21 protein-coding genes are annotated in these 17,360 nt (G+C 59.5%); 8 read left to right on the top strand and 13 right to left on the bottom strand.

All coding sequences use genetic code 11. From position 1 onward, the window contains the following. The first annotated feature begins 93 nt into the window (after positions 1-93). Positions 94-507 (top strand): phage holin family protein, encoded by a 414-nt coding sequence (locus HMPREF1531_RS02720; protein WP_016668364.1) that lies wholly within the window; start codon positions 94-96, stop codon positions 505-507. Between the two features lie 2 nt (positions 508-509). Here the strand turns inward: HMPREF1531_RS02720 and HMPREF1531_RS13820 are convergent, their stop codons facing one another. The 3 genes from HMPREF1531_RS13820 to HMPREF1531_RS02730 are packed head-to-tail and all read right to left on the bottom strand — an operon-like array spanning position 510 to position 1,346. After that, positions 510-674, bottom strand: a complete 165-nt coding sequence (locus tag HMPREF1531_RS13820; protein WP_198010971.1) for a hypothetical protein — start codon at positions 672-674, stop codon at positions 510-512. Positions 675-717: 43 nt separating this feature from the next. Next, the gene (locus HMPREF1531_RS02725; RefSeq protein WP_016668365.1) at positions 718-1,047 is read right to left on the bottom strand and encodes a hypothetical protein; all 330 of its coding nucleotides are present in this window, start codon (positions 1,045-1,047) and stop codon (positions 718-720) included. A gap of 26 nt (positions 1,048-1,073) precedes the next feature. Continuing rightward, entirely contained in the window at positions 1,074-1,346 is a 273-nt protein-coding gene (locus HMPREF1531_RS02730; protein ID WP_016668366.1) for a hypothetical protein, read from the bottom strand. A 160-nt stretch (positions 1,347-1,506) separates the two neighbouring features. Here HMPREF1531_RS02730 and HMPREF1531_RS12730 point away from each other — a divergent pair, with 160 nt between their 5' ends. The 3 genes from HMPREF1531_RS12730 (at position 1,507) to HMPREF1531_RS02745 (ending at position 5,808) form a co-directional block, all read left to right on the top strand. Further along, positions 1,507-2,094 (top strand): TetR/AcrR family transcriptional regulator, encoded by a 588-nt coding sequence (locus tag HMPREF1531_RS12730; RefSeq protein ID WP_016668367.1) that lies wholly within the window; start codon positions 1,507-1,509, stop codon positions 2,092-2,094. 1 nt (position 2,095) lies between these two features. Beyond that, positions 2,096-3,829, top strand: coding sequence for an ABC transporter ATP-binding protein (locus HMPREF1531_RS02740; protein ID WP_016668368.1), 1,734 nt, complete (start codon positions 2,096-2,098; stop codon positions 3,827-3,829). 122 nt (positions 3,830-3,951) lie between these two features. Then, complete coding sequence (locus tag HMPREF1531_RS02745; protein ID WP_232210258.1) at positions 3,952-5,808, top strand: ABC transporter ATP-binding protein; 1,857 nt, start codon at positions 3,952-3,954, stop codon at positions 5,806-5,808. 60 nt (positions 5,809-5,868) lie between these two features. Here the strand turns inward: HMPREF1531_RS02745 and HMPREF1531_RS02750 are convergent, their stop codons facing one another. Further along, positions 5,869-6,756, bottom strand: coding sequence for an ABC transporter ATP-binding protein (locus HMPREF1531_RS02750; protein WP_016668370.1), 888 nt, complete (start codon positions 6,754-6,756; stop codon positions 5,869-5,871). Between the two features lie 8 nt (positions 6,757-6,764). After that, on the bottom strand, positions 6,765-7,856 hold the full coding sequence (locus HMPREF1531_RS02755) for an ABC transporter substrate-binding protein (RefSeq protein ID WP_051123316.1): 1,092 nt from the start codon (positions 7,854-7,856) through the stop codon (positions 6,765-6,767). Between the two features lie 89 nt (positions 7,857-7,945). On the opposite strand from HMPREF1531_RS02755, the gene HMPREF1531_RS02760 reads away from it, so the two are divergent. Both HMPREF1531_RS02760 and HMPREF1531_RS02765 read left to right on the top strand, forming a co-directional pair. Further along, positions 7,946-8,989 (top strand): FecCD family ABC transporter permease, encoded by a 1,044-nt coding sequence (locus HMPREF1531_RS02760; protein WP_016668372.1) that lies wholly within the window; start codon positions 7,946-7,948, stop codon positions 8,987-8,989. Continuing rightward, on the top strand, positions 8,986-10,059 hold the full coding sequence (locus HMPREF1531_RS02765; protein ID WP_016668373.1) for a FecCD family ABC transporter permease: 1,074 nt from the start codon (positions 8,986-8,988) through the stop codon (positions 10,057-10,059). The genes HMPREF1531_RS02760 and HMPREF1531_RS02765 overlap by 4 nt, the downstream gene beginning before the upstream one ends. Before the next feature lie 56 nt (positions 10,060-10,115). On the opposite strand, the gene HMPREF1531_RS02770 is transcribed toward HMPREF1531_RS02765, so the two are convergent. From HMPREF1531_RS02770 to HMPREF1531_RS02805, 8 genes are all read right to left on the bottom strand, one after another. Next, the gene (locus tag HMPREF1531_RS02770) at positions 10,116-10,541 is read right to left on the bottom strand and encodes a hypothetical protein (RefSeq protein WP_016668374.1); all 426 of its coding nucleotides are present in this window, start codon (positions 10,539-10,541) and stop codon (positions 10,116-10,118) included. 10 nt (positions 10,542-10,551) lie between these two features. After that, complete coding sequence (locus HMPREF1531_RS02775) at positions 10,552-11,511, bottom strand: hypothetical protein (protein ID WP_232210213.1); 960 nt, start codon at positions 11,509-11,511, stop codon at positions 10,552-10,554. Between the two features lie 58 nt (positions 11,512-11,569). After that, positions 11,570-12,553 carry a hypothetical protein gene (locus tag HMPREF1531_RS02780; RefSeq protein WP_016668376.1) on the bottom strand — a complete coding sequence of 328 codons (984 nt, stop codon included), beginning with the start codon at positions 12,551-12,553 and terminating at the stop codon, positions 11,570-11,572. 12 nt (positions 12,554-12,565) lie between these two features. Continuing rightward, on the bottom strand, positions 12,566-13,117 hold the full coding sequence (locus HMPREF1531_RS02785; RefSeq protein WP_016668377.1) for a DNA/RNA non-specific endonuclease: 552 nt from the start codon (positions 13,115-13,117) through the stop codon (positions 12,566-12,568). Positions 13,118-13,120: 3 nt separating this feature from the next. Further along, positions 13,121-13,579 (bottom strand): WXG100-like domain-containing protein, encoded by a 459-nt coding sequence (locus HMPREF1531_RS02790; RefSeq protein WP_016668378.1) that lies wholly within the window; start codon positions 13,577-13,579, stop codon positions 13,121-13,123. Continuing rightward, positions 13,579-13,902, bottom strand: a complete 324-nt coding sequence (locus HMPREF1531_RS02795; protein WP_016668379.1) for a hypothetical protein — start codon at positions 13,900-13,902, stop codon at positions 13,579-13,581. Before HMPREF1531_RS02795 ends, HMPREF1531_RS02790 begins: the two co-directional genes overlap by 1 nt. 1 nt (position 13,903) lies before the next feature. After that, the gene (locus HMPREF1531_RS02800) at positions 13,904-14,308 is read right to left on the bottom strand and encodes a hypothetical protein (protein WP_016668380.1); all 405 of its coding nucleotides are present in this window, start codon (positions 14,306-14,308) and stop codon (positions 13,904-13,906) included. Positions 14,309-14,460: 152 nt separating this feature from the next. Continuing rightward, the gene (locus HMPREF1531_RS02805) at positions 14,461-15,171 is read right to left on the bottom strand and encodes a TetR/AcrR family transcriptional regulator (protein WP_016668381.1); all 711 of its coding nucleotides are present in this window, start codon (positions 15,169-15,171) and stop codon (positions 14,461-14,463) included. Between the two features lie 110 nt (positions 15,172-15,281). Between HMPREF1531_RS02805 and HMPREF1531_RS02810 the strand changes: the two genes are divergently transcribed. Continuing rightward, positions 15,282-16,217: an NAD-dependent epimerase/dehydratase family protein gene (locus tag HMPREF1531_RS02810; RefSeq protein WP_016668382.1), complete on the top strand. Its 936-nt coding sequence runs from the start codon at positions 15,282-15,284 to the stop codon at positions 16,215-16,217. Positions 16,218-16,395: 178 nt separating this feature from the next. Further along, positions 16,396-17,331 carry a hypothetical protein gene (locus HMPREF1531_RS02815; protein WP_016668383.1) on the top strand — a complete coding sequence of 312 codons (936 nt, stop codon included), beginning with the start codon at positions 16,396-16,398 and terminating at the stop codon, positions 17,329-17,331. The last annotated feature ends 29 nt before the right edge of the window (positions 17,332-17,360 follow it).

The raw sequence follows: 17,360 nt of genomic DNA on the forward strand, positions 1-17,360 counted from the left end.
CCGGGACGTGCGACACCGTGTGCGAGAACCTTGTACGCATATGGAGACGTTTCCTCACGGCTCTTGCACAGCTGTGCCTGCCATGATGGCGCTATGGACCTCTTCGCACGCACGATCGGGAACGCGGCCGGGTTGTGGCTGGCCGTGAGGCTGCTGTCTGGGATGAGTGTGCCGGGCGCGTCGACAACCCTCGCGATGATCGCCAACCTGCTCGTCGTCGGGCTCATCCTGGCGCTGGTCAACTCGATCATCAAGCCGGTAGCGCGCATCATCGCATTTCCCCTATATCTCATCACCTTCGGTCTGTTCTCGCTCGTGGTCAACGGGGCGATGCTGCTGCTGACCAGCGCCGTGACTGACGCCCTCACCGGCATCGGCGAGGAGCTGGGGCTGACGCTCGGGCTGCATGTGGCAACCTTCGGGACGGCGGTCGCCGGATCGCTTCTGGTCTCGCTGATCTCGGCGGTCGTGGTCGGCCTGATCGGCCCCAGCAAGGACGACGACTGACCTCACATGCCCCGAGCCCCGCGAGCACCTCCAGCCGAATCGGTGGAAACGGCTCCGTCGAGGTCAGACGCCGTGACCAGCCCGCGCCATCGTCGCCCCTGATCAACCCTGTCCGAGGCCACCCAAACCGAGCGCGCCTGCAGGTGGAGGTCGAGTGGATCATCCACCTGCTCGGATTACCCTCAGGTTCTTCGGCAAACTGGCCTCAGTTCACTCGCTGCGATGCTGATCGATCGGGGCCCCTTGGGGCACCCACCCGGTCAACCGATCACCGGTGTGGTGGACCGTGCCAATGGCACCCACCGTCATGACCTTGGCCTGCGAATCGGTGACAGTAAACACCTGTTGTGTACCATCGCCTAGCGCCAGTCTCGCCCGATTGGTGCCGTTCTCGTCGATGTCCAATTCCATCACACGACCCTCGATTGCCTGCACTCCCCCGGAACCCGGATTCTTCACGATGGCACGGACCACCAGGAAAGTAACCATCACAAACAAGATGATCATTCCGACGAAAAACAAATTCATGAGCAGAGCCATAATTCCTCAGTCCTCCCAATTGATGATCATCCGTGCGTATTCGCCAGGTACGATGCCCGGGTCTCCTCACCCGGGAGCCTTAGCCCGGAATCAGGATCGGTGACGTTGTGAACAGCGGTTCCAGGGAAATCGGTGACCAAGGTGACGGCGTCATCGGGCACCCTGGCAGACCAGTTTACGAAGTCACCACAGCCGAGCTCGACGCCATCCACCAAGCCAACTGCGGGGAGTCTGGCATTGAACTCACATTGCACCGGCCCAGAAGGCCAGATGCAGTAAGCCAACGCATACAGCCTCATTCCCGACTCCTGTTCAAGCAGTCCCGCTCATCATCGGCGGCACATCTCAAGTCTGGCACGCTCATCCGGCACACAGCACCACCCACCATCACAAGATCGTTTGGGGGACCGTTTCCGGCAATTTTGTGAGTGAGCGCTCACTCACATACAGTTGAGTGCTGTGCGAGCAACACCACTTCCTCCCAGCGAGCGCCGCCGGGCCATCATCGAAGCCACCAAGCCTCTGCTGGCTGCCCACGGTGAGAAGATCACCACTCGCCAGATCGCCGAAGCGGCTGGGATCGCCGAGGGAACCATCTTCCGGGTTTTCGCCAACAAGGACGAGGTGATTGAGGCCGTCATCGACGACCTCACTGATCTGCCCCGAATTTGCCGACTGGTCACCGCCACCGCCGGTGAGCCAAACCTCATCGCCCAGATCCGGGCGGTACTGACAGTGATGAGCGCGCAGGTCGCGGCTTTCACCGAATTGGGCCCGTTCATCCACCGTCGGCGTATGGCGGCCAGCAAGGACCCCTTCCACCATCCCAAACCCGACCACCAGCAATTCCTCACGGCCGTCGAAGAGGTTCTGGAACCTTTCGCCGACGAACTGACGGTAGCCCCCAGGCAAGCCGCTTGGCTCGTGGAGACGGCCCTGCTAGCAATCGCACTGCCGCACACACCAGCATCACCCATCACCCGCCCCGAAGACTTGGCCGACGTACTCGTGCATGGAATCGGCCGCAAGACCAAGGACAACAACTGACATGCTGCTCAAATTGATCGGCACCTACACCAAGCCATATCTGGGCCTGATCGCAGGGGTCGTCGTCGCCCAATTGGTGGCGGCCATCGCTTCCCTGTGGTTGCCGAGCCTCAACGCCGAAATCATCGACCAAGGCGTAGCCAAAGGCGACACTGGCTACATCTGGCGGCACGGGGCCGTCATGCTCGCAGTCGCCACGGCGCAGATGCTGGGGCAGATCACCGCTGCCTTCCTCGGCGCCCGTGCCGCCATGGGTTTCGGGCGGGACGTGCGCTCCGCGGTGTTCCACCAGACCCTGGAGTTCTCCACCAAGGAAATGAACGAATTCGGCGCCCCGTCGCTGATCACGCGTTCCACCAATGACGTCCAGCAAGTGCAACAGCTGATCTTGATGACCTGCATCATCATCGTCGCAGCCCCGATCACCATGACCGGCGGAGTGATCATGGCCCTGCGCGAGGACATCGGATTGTCATGGCTGATCGTCGTCGCGGTGACTGTGCTGGCGGTGGCCATTGGCATCATCGCATCCCAGATGATCCCGCTGTTCCAGCGCAACCAGGCCAAGGTCGATGCGATGAACCGGGTCACCCGCGAGCAGATAACCGGCATCCGCGTCATCCGTGCCTTCATCCGCGAGAAACTGGAACGACAACGGTTCGACGAGGTGAACGGCGACCTGATGAAGCTGGGCATCGCCCTCGGAACCCTGTTCTCAGCATTGTTTCCAGTTGTCATGATGGTGATGAATCTGTCCCAGGTGGGGGTCATCTGGTTCGGCGGGTTGCGCGTGGATTCTGGTGACATGCAGGTGGGTCAGCTGACCGCCTATCTGACCTACCTCATGCAGATCCTGATGAGCGTCATGATGGCCACAATGATGGTGATGCTGGCCCCGCGCGCCGCGGTCTGCGCCACCCGCATCATGGAGGTGCTGGAGACCGATTCCTCGGTGATTGCGCCCACCAAGGGGCGCACCGATCTCCCCGAACGGGCCACCGTCGTCTTCGAGAATGTGTCCTTTGCCTATCCGGGGGCCGAGGAGCCGGTGCTCTCGAACATGAATTTCACCCTTCGTGCGGGCACCACCACCGCCGTCGTGGGGTCCACCGGCGCCGGCAAATCAACGCTGGTCAATCTCATTCCACGTCTGTTCGACGCGACGCAGGGGGTGGTGAAGGTCGACGGTGTCGATGTTCGTGAGATCGACGAGGACACTTTGTGGTCCAAGGTTGGGCTGGTGCCGCAGAAACCTTACCTATTCTCGGGAACCGTGCGTTCCAATATGCAGTACGGCAATCCGAGCGCCACCGACGAGCAGATCTGGGAGGCGCTTCGCGTCGCCCAAGCGGCTGATTTCGTCTCCGCGATGGACGGCCAACTCGACGCCGCGATCACCCAAGGTGGCACGAATGTCTCGGGTGGGCAGCGGCAGCGGTTGTCGATTGCCAGGGCACTAGTGAAGTCCCCGGAGATCCACATCTTCGACGACGCATTCTCGGCCCTCGACGTTGCCACAGATGCCCGGCTGCGCGCCGCACTGGCCCCGCAGACGGCCGGGGCGGCCGTGTTGATCGTCGCCCAGCGCATCTCGACGATCAAGGCCGCCGACCAGATCATCGTGCTCGACGCCGGACACATCGTCGGCGTGGGTAACCATCACGAATTAATGGATTCCTGCCCAACCTACCGGGAAATTGTGGAATCCCAGATGAGCCTGGAGGAGGCGGCATGAGCGACAACACCACTGCCACACAGGTCCAGCCCAAGAAGGCCAATGCCCACCGGGGTCACCAACCCCGCACCATCCAGCAAGGCCCCGGGGCAGCCAACGTGGCCCAGAAAGCCGTCGCCTTCATGCCCTCGCTGAAGCGTTTGCTGGGCACGATGCGCCCGGAACGGGGCATGTTCATCATCGTCATCGCCATGGGCGTCGTCTCCGTCGCCGGGGCAGTGATCGGCCCGAAAATCCTCGGCGAGGCGACGAACAGGATCTTCGCTGGGATCATCGGCAAGCAGCTGCCTGCCGGGATGACCAAACAGCAAGCGATTGATGCGATGCGTGCTGCCGGCCAAGACAAGCTGGCCGACATGCTCTCAAGCATGGATGTCATACCAGGCCAAGGCATCGATTTCACCGCGGTCGGGCATTGGATCATGCTGGCACTGGGCCTATACCTGGTGGCTGCGGGGCTGTCCTTCTTGTCGAACTACTTGCTCAACCGGGCAGTGCAGAAGGCTATCTACCGGATTCGCGACGATCTGCGCGCCAAAATTGACCGACTTCCGTTGTCTTATTTCGATGCCCAGCCGCGCGGCGAACTGCTGTCGCGGATGACCAATGACATCGACAACATCGCCCAGACCCTGCAGCAGACCCTCGGGCAGATGCTCAGCGCAATCCTGACGCTGCTGGGGGTGGGCATCATGATGTTCACCGTCTCCTGGGTGCTGGCACTGGTGACCTTGTGCATCGTCCCGCTGGCCGCGGTGTGCTCGGCACTGATCGGCAAGCGCGCCCAGAGACAATTCGTCGCCATGTGGGATGCCACCGGGGCGGTGAACGCCGAGGTGGAAGAGGCCTTCACCGGGCACTCCCTGGTCAAGGTGTTCGGTCGTCAGCGCGAGGTGCAGGCCTCTTTCGAGAAGGCGAACGAACAGTTGTTCGCCTCGGCATTCCGGGCCCAGTTCATCTCGGGTATCATCATGCCGGTCAATTTCCTCATCGGGAACCTGAACTACGTTCTCATCGCGGTGCTCGGCGGGCTCCGGGTGGCCAGTGGGCAGATGCAGCTAGGCGACGTGCAGGCATTCATCCAGTACTCGCGGATGTTCACCCAGCCGATGACCCAGATCGCCTCAATGGCAAACCTGCTGCAGTCGGGGGTGGCTTCGGCGGAACGGGTCTTCGAGGTGCTGGATGCCGTGGAGATGATCCCGGATGCCGACTCCACGCTGCCCGAGGTGACCTCGGGGCATGTGGAATTCCGCGATGTCGATTTCTCCTATTCACCAGACAAACCACTGATCCAGCACATGAATCTGGAGGTCTTCCCCGGACAAACAGTGGCGATCGTCGGGCCGACGGGGGCTGGTAAGACGACCTTGGTGAACCTGCTGGAGCGCTTCTACGAGGTGAACTCGGGATCAATCCTGCTCGACGGCGTGGACATCACCGACGTGCCACGGCAGGATCTGCGTGGTGCACTGGGCATGGTGTTGCAAGACACCTGGCTGTTCAACGGCACGATCCGCGACAACATCGCCTACGGTTTGGCGGATGCTACCGACGAGCAGGTCATCGAGGCCGCAAAAGCGGCCCTGGTGGACCGTTTCGTGCACCAACTGCCCGACGGCTACGACACGGTGATCAACGAAGAGGGCACGAATGTGTCCGCCGGCGAGAAGCAGCTCATCACCATCGCCCGGGCGTTCATCTCGGCACCCGATGTGTTGATCCTCGACGAGGCGACCTCGTCGGTGGATACCCGCACCGAGTTGCTGGTGCAACAGGCGATGAACAATCTGCGTGCCGGACGCACCTCCTTCATCATCGCGCACCGATTGTCGACGATTCGTGACGCCGACGTGATCCTGGTGATGGAGCACGGCTCGATCATCGAGCAAGGAAACCACGACGACCTGATGGCCGCCAAGGGCGCCTACTACGACCTTTACCAGTCGCAGTTCGCGGGGGCGATCGAGGAAAGCTGAGCGGTCCTTTACTCCATGCAGCGGGTTCGGTCCGGTTATCCGGGCCCACCCGTTCGCATATCAACGCTTCTCGTGAACAACATGCCCGCTGGCTGCCCACGCCGGGGCACAGTCGGTCACGTCATTGATCAAAGACGCGGGGCTCTTCTCGTACATACGCGGGGCGGCAGGAAGCACCAACGGCGTTCCGGTCACGGGATCAGAGCAGACCTCGACCGGAAGCCCGAAAATTTCCCGGACCGTGTCGGCAGTCATCACCCGGGGTGGCTCCCCCTGCACCACGATCCGGCCCTCACGCATCGCGATGATCCGGTCAGCGTAGCGGCATGCCTGATTGAGGTCATGCAGCACCGCCACGACGGTGGTGCCGAGAACCTGGTTGAGTTCGCGGCACAGTTCGAGGATCTCCACTTGGTGGGCGAGATCCAGAAATGTGGTGGGCTCGTCGAGCAACAGAACCCGGGTCTGCTGAGCGAGCGCCATTGCGATCCACACCCGCTGCCGCTGGCCACCGGACAGCTCTGCGACCCGCCGGTTCGCCAAGGTACGCACATTGGTCCGGTCCATAGCGGTGCTCACCTGCTCATCGTCCTCGTCAGACCACTGTCGCAGGATGCTCTGGTGAGGGAAACGCCCCCGGCTCACCAACTCATGGACGGTGATGCCATCAGGGGCGATTGAGGATTGAGCGAGGAACCCCACCTCACGGGCAAAGGCCTTGGGCCGCATAGTGGCGATCTCGCGCCCATCCAGCACGACCTCCCCATGACGCGGCACCAAGACCTTGCTCAGCGAACGCAGCAGGGTCGACTTGCCGCAGGCGTTGGGCCCGACGATCACAGTGAAGGAGCCCTGCGGGATGGCGACATCAAGTCCTTCCACGACGACGTCGCCACCCGGGTAGCCCAGATGCAAGTCACGCCCCTCCAGGACGACCGCACTATCCATGCTATTGCTCAGGCAGACAAGTGGGAACTGACCTGGTCGAGCACGACACGTGCGGCAGTGGGCCCGGCGTTGAGGAAGAAGGGATCGTCGTCCACCTCCACCGCATGGTTCGCGGTCACCGCACCGAGCGAACCCCACAGGGCCTCACTGGTCAGATCAGCCTCGTTTCCTCCCTGAACACCGTAGAGCAGCCAGTCGCCGTCGGCCTCGTCGAGGTTCTCCGATGACAGCTCGTGTGAAACACCATCGGTGAACTGCTGGGAGTCAGGCCTGGCCAAACTCATATCAGCGAGCACTGAACCTGCGAAGGAGAGTGGCCCGAAGATGCGGATCTTGTCTTTGGTCTTGCGCAGCAACGACACCTTACCCGCCGAACTGAGCTTCACCCCGGCCTCTTTCGCTGTGGCGGTGAATTCCTCAAGATGGGTTTGAGCGGCCTCTCGCTTGCCCAGGGCGTCGGACAGCAGCAGGAAATCTGTCTTCCAGAACTGGCCGGTACCCCGCATCGTCACCGTTGGCGCCACCTCGGAGAGGTTCTGGTAAAGGGTCTCGGCATCGTCCTTGCCCGTGATGTTGGTGAGAATCAGGTCTGGTCCAACGGCAGCGATAGCTTCAATGTCGGGCTCGTTACGAGTGCCAACGACGGTGATCGCATCAATGGCCGAAGACTGTTCCGGGTAAGCCTGCCTGAGGTAGTCGGCAACGGGATTCTCAGATCCCGATGCGGTCGTCGATGCAATGGGGCAGATCCCGTGCAGGAGCAGGGCATCCACCTGACCGGTGGAGATGACAACGACCTTGGTGGGAGCCGCGTTGATCGTGGTCGAGCCCTGGTAGTGCACCACGGTGCGCGGGAAGACCCCATCGCCGAGGCCGGAGCCCATGCCCGGATCCAGTCCAGTAGGGACCGTGGTCATCGGGGCGGGACTCGCACCACCGGCACTGGAGATTGTCGGCGAGGTGGGCGACGATGCGGGACCGGAGCCGGACCCACCGGAGCATGCGCCCATAACGACAAGTGCCGAGGCCGCGCCGCCAAACAAGAGGATGCGGCGAGAGACAGTGGTGGAAGTAGTTTCTTGGAAGGGGTATTTCCTCATACAGGACAGGCTAACCTTAACCATGCCATGAAGACCACCACCCCGCCACCGGCCAACTCTCGATTCCCTTCTCGTAGGAAGGGTCGGCGATGATCTTCGGACGCTTCGTCGCTGCCCATTCCTCCCAGGGTCGCACGGTCACATCATGGCTGCGCAGGATCATTCCCGTTCTGCTGGCAGGAAGCGTGATCATGTTCCTGGTCATCACGAGTCTGACCCTGGGATCACGGTCATTGAGCCTTGGTGAAGCCTGGCACGGCCTGATCGCCCATGATGGTTCGGTAGCCAGCGTGATCGTGTGGCAACTTCGGATACACCGAACCATCCTCGCGCTGATCGTGGGGGCCAGTCTCGCAATGGCTGGGGTGGTGATGCAGGCCCTCACCCGAAACCCCTTGGCCGAACCGGGGATCCTCGGGGTGAATGCAGGTGCCTCGCTGGCGGTTGTGGTCGCCATCGGGGCATTTGGGCTTACCTCGGTCAATCAATACCTGCCATTCGCCTTTGGTGGGGCAGCCGCGGCAGCCGCGCTGGTTCAGTCCATGGCACGACGTTCCTCCGATACGGGTTCGGCACGTCTGGTGCTGGCCGGGGTGGCATTGGGGGCGAGTTTGTCGTCGATCACCGGGATCATCACGATGTACGACACCGATGCCTTTGATTCTTACCGTTTCTGGGTCGTCGGGTCACTGGAGGGTCGTGACGCGAACGTACTGGTGCGGATCGCTCCCTTCCTCGCGGTGGGCATGGTCTTGGCCCTGGTCTCCTCGCACGGATTGAATGCCTTAGCACTTGGGGAGGAGCAGGCCATTGCATTGGGGGCGAACCTGCATGTGATCCGCGGTCTCGCATTCGCCACCATCACCATCTCATGCGGTGCGGCAACCGCAGCGGTCGGCCCGATTTCTTTCGTCGGGCTGGTCGTGCCCCACGTGGTGCGTCTGATGGTGGGGGCAGATCAGCGACGCCTACTGGCATGGTCACTTGTTACCGGGGCGGGATTGCTGCTCTGCGCTGACGTCATCGGGCGCTTGTTGATCCGCCCAGCCGAGATGGAAGCAGGTGTGGTCACGGCTTTCATCGGTGCACCGGTACTTGGGTTACTTGCCATGACCAAAAGGAGCCGACCGTGAACCGTCCCGGAAGCGCGTACCTGCTGGGGGTCCCTGCAGGGTATCGGCGCACAGGCCCTCGCGCCGGCATTCTGGTGCACCTCCGCTCGCTCGTCGTGTGCGCAATCTGTGGGCTGCTCATCTTGATTGGTGCCGTGGCCTCACTCACGACCGGCACCTATCCCATCCCGGTCACTACGCTACTGCAGATCGTCTTGGGGGAAGGAGACCAGCTGTCACAGTTCATTCTTCTCGACCAGCGCATGCCGCGGGTTGTGGGGGCCGTAGGCATCGGCGGCATGCTAGGTATGTCCGGGTCATTGTTCCAGAGTCTCTCCCGCAATCCTCTGGGCAGCCCCGACATCGTTGGTTTCACCCGCGGCGCCACCACCGGCGGGCTGGTCGCCATACTTGTGCTGTCGTCGACGACGACTGCTGTCGTGACTGGCACCGGAGCAATCCTCGGCGGAGCGGCAACCGCTGCACTGGTCATCGTGCTAACTCTGCGTCGTGGACTGGGCGGGGATGTATTGGTGCTCGTCGGTATCGCATTGGGGCAGCTGCTGTCCTCGATCAATGATTATCTCCTGGTAGCCACCGACATTGAGACCGCGGAGGCGGCCAAGACTTGGCAGCACGGCAGCCTCAATGGCATCACGTGGCAGTTCGTACTGCCACTGGTCGTCGTGGCGGTCTTGCTACTGCCTGTCGGTCTGTGGCTCGGTGGGCCGGGGCGAGTGCTGGAGATGGGTGATGACACAGCCGCCGGACTCGGGTTGCAGGTGCGTCGCACCAGGGCAGCAATGATCGGCTACGGGGTGGTGCTCGCAGCGGTGTGCGTGGCGGCTGCCGGCCCCATCGGGTTCCTGGCTTTGGCAGCGCCGCAGCTCGCGAGCCGACTATGCCGGTCACCAGGCATGAATCTGACCTCATCGTTCATGGTGGGAGCCGCCCTCATGGTGCTAGCTGACTTTGTCGCCGGACGGTTGCTGAGTCCGTTCCAAATCCCGGTCGGGCTAATCTGTTCTGCCTTGGGCGGGCTATACCTCATGTGGTTGTTGGGCATGGGTGGGCAGCAGCGGAGGGAATGAGCCGATACCGCGCCCCGGTCAACGGCATAATGATGGATCGTCGGTCTGCGAGTGCTTCAGTTCTGGGTGATGGCCCAGAGACGGTGATCCTCCTCAAGACCACCGGGGGCAGGAGTGGTGTCGTAATCCCAGTCGGATTCCATCCGTCCCGTACTCGGGTCGTAGCTGATGACAATGTGGTGGGGTACTTTCTCGGCTTCTCGCACGGCGGTGAGCAGGGAATGCTGGGCGTCCCCGTTCACCTGCGCCATCAGTTCTTGAGCAGTGTAGTCGCGTACGGCGCGCAACCCGTCGGCGTCTGCCGGACTAACCAGATGCCCTTGTGCGACGAAGTCAACGAACGTGCGCACCCCTTCGGCACCGAATCCGGTGTAGACCATCATCTTCTGACAAGAGTGCTGCTCACCCAGGAAGTTCACGCACTGTTGTAGCACCGACATCACATAGGCCTCAAAGGCCTCGTATACATCCATCTTAGGCATCATCGTTCCTTCATATCCTGTTTCTCTCGTTCAACGCCACACCACCATGAGCAATAATCCACCGATCTTGCACGTCCACATCAAGATCGCCCGGAATATTCGGATCCATCAGCATTTCAGTCGTCCACTCGGCCTCAGTAGCACCCGTGGCAAGATCACGCATGGTGATCACCCTCGTGGGACGAGGCTCCACCCCATCCACCGACTCCAACAACTCATACACAATCGAATGACCCACCAGGCCGGTGTTGAAATCGAAACTGTCTCGGCCATCACCAAAATCTTGCAACTGAATCGAGTTCAAAAACGCATCACCCGTCTCGAAGAACACCTGAGTCGAAATACCACCAATCTCAGTGAACATCGTATAGATCCACAACCGCTCCAGCCCCGGAAGATCACCCCAATACTCCAGGCCATCCTCACACATCTGATCCACATACTCCGGAAACACCACCTGCGTCTCCCGAACCTCGAACTCCTCTTCCTCCTCACAATCAGCCTCCAGCGGAAGACTCACCGCAGGCCTATCCAACAACGCCCGACCACCATGAGACACAATCCACTCATCAATCAAAAGCTCCGAACTTCGCAAAATATTATCGGGATCAATCCGAAGCCTCGTGTCAAACTCAGCAGACACCACACCCGACACCCGATCATACGAAACAATAATCCGCTGCAAAGACGGAGCGCCCATTTTCACATGTTCTAGATAGTCAAAACTGAAACCCTCAAAAATCTCATCTTCAAAATCAAACACGTCACGATCAATTTCTTCATGCTCACGTTTCCATTCGTAGCAACTCAAGAATCCTTCAACAGTATCAAAATAGACTAGCTGTCTCATCGACCGCTCGAAGGGCACGTTCAGATAAATCCAAACACGAGAACACCCTTCATAACCGTCAAGAAAATCTTCACAAGCCGCCAAGGCCCGGCCAGCAGCCTTTTTGAAAGATTCATCCACGTCATCTGGAAACCGAAAAAGCATGTCGTTACCCGCCTACTTAGGCATCATCGTTTCTTCATATCCTGTTTCTCTCGTTCAACGCCACACCACCATGAGCAATAATCCACCGATCCCGAACATCAATATAATTGTCATCCGGGATGGCAGGATCGATCACCGGTTCAGTCGTCCACTCGGCCTCAGTAGCACCCGTGGCAAGATCACGAACGGTGATCACCCTCGTGGGGCGAGGCTCCACCCCATCCACCGACTCCAACAACTCATCGACAACCTGATATTCCATCAGATCACTGTTGAAATCGTAACTGTCTCGGCCATCACCAAAATCTTGCAACTGAATCGAGTTCAAAAACGCATCACCCGTCTCGAAGAACACCTGAGTCGAAATACCACCAATCTCAGTGAACATCGTATAGATCCACAACCGCTCCAGTCCCGGAAGATCACCCCAATACTCCAGGCCATCCTCACACATCTGATCCACATACTCCGGAAACACCACCTGCGTCTCCCGGACCTGGAACTCCTCTTCCTCCTCACAATCAGCCTCCAGCGGAGGATTCACCGCAGGCCTATCCAACAACGCCCGGCCACCATGAGACACAATCCACTCATCAAAACGCTTCGCACGACTCCTTCCAGGATCATCAGGATCAATCCAAAGCCCCGCATCAAACTCGACAGACACCACACCCGACACCCGATCATACGAAACAATAACCCGCTGGACAGGATAATTCAGTTCTCGAAGATGCCGAAGGAAAGGTTTACCAAAGGCATCCGTCAGATCATACGAGATGTCGATAAAGTCCCTATCAGATTCTTCATCCAGTTCTGCCAACTCTTGCGAACTCAAAAAATCATCCGACATCTCAAAATATTCACCAATCGAGATCCAAGAATAAGGAGAAATGTCCGCATAGAACCAAAACCTGACACAGCCAGGGAAATCTCCCAAATATGCTTCACACACCTCGATGGAATCTACTATGGCGCGTTGGAATTGATCATCCACATTTTCAGGAAAAACAATGCTCATAACGATCCGCTCCTAGTTGTTGAAAAAATTTGGTTTTTGTTGCACACCATCGATCACTGTCGACACGTTAAAGCTGGATGGTCGCACACCATTACCATAGTCAACCTCAATCAGCACTTCAACCTTCTTACCATCCCGCAACGCATCGGCCCACCCCTTCTCCATCTCCTTCCACGCGCCCTGATTCAACTCACGCGCCTGCGACACAAGATTACCCAAACCACCACTACCATCAAAAAGATCAGCAAACAAATGCCCCGCATCATCGGTAGGAAGCTTACCTGGCGTATTCGAATTATGCCACCCACGAGGCTGCCCATCAGGCTTCAACTTCAAATCCTGCGCATGCGCAGCACGAATCCGACCCTGATCATCAGTCACATACTTATAACGCGGCTTACCAGAACCCGACTTCCCAGCTGAGTACTTGGCATTCGGTTTAAGCCCAGTCGAAGTCTTTCTTGTCCTCGGCACTTTACCGTACTCTGTCACCTTCAGCTTATCGGCAATCTTCTTGAATCGCCCACGCAAGACCGTAGAGACCTGCTTCGTCGCCTTCGCCATCACTCAGCCCTCCGCCAACAGCTGATTAACCGCAGCCTCGATCGCCTTCTCGATTGCCCATTCAACACCCCGTTTTAGGAAAAATGACACTGGGCCCGCCGCAATCGCCGGAGCCAACAATGCTAATTGCGCAATCACCACACCCTTCAACACCACAACCGCAGCAGCACAGATTTCGCACCCCTTCGCTGCAAGGTCTGTAGCCTCACCGAATCGCTGCAACGCATCCACATCACTATCAGAAGAAGCATAAGACAAAAACGCCTCAGAACCTTCGCCGGAATTATGGGAGCGGATATGCGAGATCGCAGCATTGACGCTTTGCTCCGATGAGGAAAACACCGAGGACATTGATCGCAGCTGATCGGCCCAGTCATTCAGGGAATCCTCGTTCGACTGCGGGAACTCGTACCCCAAGTACTGAATCGCCTGCACCAGCCACCCTGGAAGAGTGATCGCCATCAGTCTACCTCCAGATCAAACGCAGCTTGGGTGTTTACAGCCTCGGTCTGCTGGTATTCAGCAGCCGTCTCCTGCAACGATTCCCCGACTGTTTGCAAGTTTTGCGACAGATTCTGACAGGCCTCTAAAAATGCATCTCTGACTGGCGGAACCACAATCGCCAAGGCCATATCGACGAGATGCCCGCCCTCGTTACACCCCAGCGCCTCCACGCTCAGCCCTGCGACAGCAGCATCCACAGCAGTCTTCAAGTCACTGGACTCCTGCACATACGCTTGGCCGCTTCGCTGCCACGACTCTGCGTTGAACTCAACGTCACCCATCTCAGCTCACTTCCCCCAACCGTGACATAACCTTGGCGTAGGCTTGCGAGAATTCACCAGAGAACTCCTTCAACCCGGTGTACAACTCGCCCATCGGCACTTTATGATTCTCAAGATCAGCGATTTCCTCGGCCATGAACTGGTCAATCACTTGGTTCACAGCCTTCACGGTTGCAGAAGCGATCTCCTCCGGGGCGGGCTCTTTCGTCGAAATCCACAAAGGGCTATAGGAAATTCGATCCAGATGGAACCCTTTCATCGTCACCGTCACCCACCCATTGTCATCGCCACCGATCACCACCCGGTCTGAACTGAGCTCGTACTTCTCCGGCTCTGGCTGAGCCGCGATCTCACCGATCTTGGCAGTCAGCCTGTCGAACAACTCTGGCATGGATTCACTGTTCATGAGGTCCCCTCGTCATCTATCCATACCATTAAAGACCAGGAAAGGGTCACTACACGTCCGATACACAAGTGTATTCATTTGAGAAGCAGTGATGCCCTCCAGCGCATCACGTACGTGTCGCATTCGGCGCATCTACACCAACAGCTCATCCATCACTGCCGGGCAGCAGCCCGCAGCGCGGCAAAACTACGCCGGGCCAGCCACTCGATGTACTCGCCACCATGCTGGATGCTGCCGACGTAGTGACCAAACAGTTCAAGGCTCAACGCGCCGATCAGCGTCGTCCAGGCTTCCACGGTGAGCAGGATCATCTCGGTCGACGCCGTGGCAGGCAGCTGGTTGGCAGCCAACCAATTCCTGATCTGCTGCACGTCGGCCTCCAGGCCTTCGGGCTCCTGTTCATATGGCGGGTCGGCTACGACCTCGGAGGCCTCAATGAGCTCAGACGCGATACTGGCGAGCAAAAATGTGATCCTGGAGGCCGGGCCGATGGTGTCGGTGGGGGCCCGGTAGCCAGGGACAGGGGTTCCGTAGATCAGTTCATACTCGTGGCAGTGCTCCAGCGCCCAATCCCGCGCAGCGCACCAGGCCGCCACCCAACGCGCCTCAAGATCAGCCGTCTCTTGAGCGGTCACCGCTTGCCGCATGGCATCGTTCAGGGACCTATAGGCGTCGACGACGAGGATCGTCAACAGCTCATCACGCCCGGCCACATAGCGGTAGAGAGCCCCAGGAGTGACATCGAGATCGGCCGCCAGTTTGCGCATGCCCAGTCCGGCAGCACCGTCGGCGGCGAGCCTGCGGTAGGCAGCATCCACCAGCCGATGACGGAAGGAATCGTGGACATCAGCACGCGCGGTCATGAAGACAGTCTTTCATGGCCTCTTCTGTACAGCCCCTTGCAAAATCCGTGAACACTGTTTACAGTTACAACATAAACAGTGTTCACACGCAATTCTCCGGAGGGGATCACATGAGTAAGATCACAGTCATTGGGGCCGGACCGCTGGGCCAGGCCACCATCAATGAACTGATCACCCAAGGCCACGATGTCGTCGTGGCCACCCGTCACGAGATCTCCATCCCCGCAGCACAATGGCAGATGGCCGACATCGTGACCAACGAAGGCGTGGATTCACTACCACCCTGCGACGCGATCATCGCCTGCCACGGGATCCCCTACTCCATCACCGCATGGCAACGCATGTGGCCAGCAGCCGCCGATAACCTCATCACCGCAGCCCAGCACCGTGGCGCGCGGCTCGTGATGACCGGCAATCTCTACGCATACGCCCGCAACCAGATGCCGATGCGCGCCACCGACCCACTCGTCCCATCGAACCCGCTCGGGGCGGTTAGGGCCGAGGTGACCCGACGGCTCTTCGACGCGCACGCCCAGGGCAAGGTCGAGGCCGTCGAGGTGCGCGGATCGGACTACATCGGGGCCGACGCGCCCGAGGCCTACTTGGGAAAGCGCTTCTTCACCCCGTTGCTGGTCAAGAAGAAGATCACAGTCATCGGTGCGCCCGACGTGGTGCACACCTACACAGCGGTACCAGATTTCGGTCGGCTCCTGGCCCGGGCGGCCACAGACCCGGCAATGGCGGGCCGCGCCTGGCATGTGCCCAGCGCACCGGCGATCAGCACCAGAGACCTGGCCCGTCGCACGTTGAACCTCGCTGGAATTGAGCACGAGCCTCGCTTCACTTCCCTTCCGCCCATCATCTTGAAGATGCTTGGTTTCTTCTCACCGACAATGCGGGCGGTCGCTTCCATGGCCCACCAGATGACCGACCCCTACATCATGGACGACGCCGACACTCGTGAATTACTCGGCGAGAACCACACCGAACTCGACGAAACGCTGCGAGCCATCAGCGACAGTTCCTGGGCGATGGCAGCCCGCTAATCCGTGGTGGTTCCTCCCGGCACATGCGACCGACACCTACCTGACTACCAGCTGCATCCGGTCGCATTACGCAGAAGAGATATCTCACACCACCGGGCGTGAAGACACTACTGTAGCGTAAGATGCCCGCAACAACGGCTGAGCAGCAAAAATACTGCTCTTGGAATCGAGGTACCAGATGCGCATCCGTCCCGCAGCTGTCATCGGCGTCACAACCGCTCTCCTGACCTCACTGCTCAGCGGATGCGGCCTATTCACCGACAATGCCCAGGAACAGCTGAAAAAAATCCTCGCCGCTACCGGCAACGACATCACCGGGATGCGGGTCACTTTCAGCAAGACGAAGAAGGTCAACGTGTCGGTGATCTCTGTCAAGGACGGGAAACTGGTCTCCACCAGACTGAACAATGGGAAACCGGTCACCGAGGATTCTCAGTACCCATCCTTCGCTGCCGTAGGAGCGGTGAACTCCGACAAATTCCTCCTCGACTCCCATGTAGCCTTGGCCAACGAGTTGTTCGACGTTAACTCCTGCCCTGCGGTCGTCGTCACCTCGCTAGCAACCCCGACCGGATCGACTGCGGCCTTCGCAGAATGCCTTGCCGACCCCCTGACCCGCGTCAACGAGCGCTCAACCCTCGATGGCGAGTCATTCTTCATCCCCGCCATCGATCCGCAGTCCGCTGAGAACCTCGACACACTCAAGCAGGCATACACGAAGGTGCTGGGCACATCCGCAGTGAATTCCCTCAGCTACAGCTTCACCGACAAGACTTTCGCCATCAACGGGCCCACGACCACCAACCCCCTGGGCGAGCAGTGCTCACCCGTAGTAACCGCCCGCTCCTCGGAGTCAACGACTCCCTTCCCGGTCCTATGTCGCGTCGGCGCGGCAGCTGGCAGCCAGCCATTCGACCTGAACAACTTCTCCACCGCTGCTATGGCTCAAGTCATCGCAGCAGTTCAGAATTCCGATGTGCTCGACAAGACGTCACTCGGGTCAATCACCTTCAGGGCCGATGGGGAAAACCTCGGCTGGGAGGTGAGCACCACAAACACCGGTGACGTGGCTGGCCACCGCGACCTGCTGCGGGGCACCATCACCGCATCCTGATTCAGTCCCGTGACCCGGGGCTGGACCGT

It is taken from the genome of Propionibacterium sp. oral taxon 192 str. F0372 (assembly GCF_000413315.1).
GTDB lineage: Bacteria > Actinomycetota > Actinomycetes > Propionibacteriales > Propionibacteriaceae > Brooklawnia.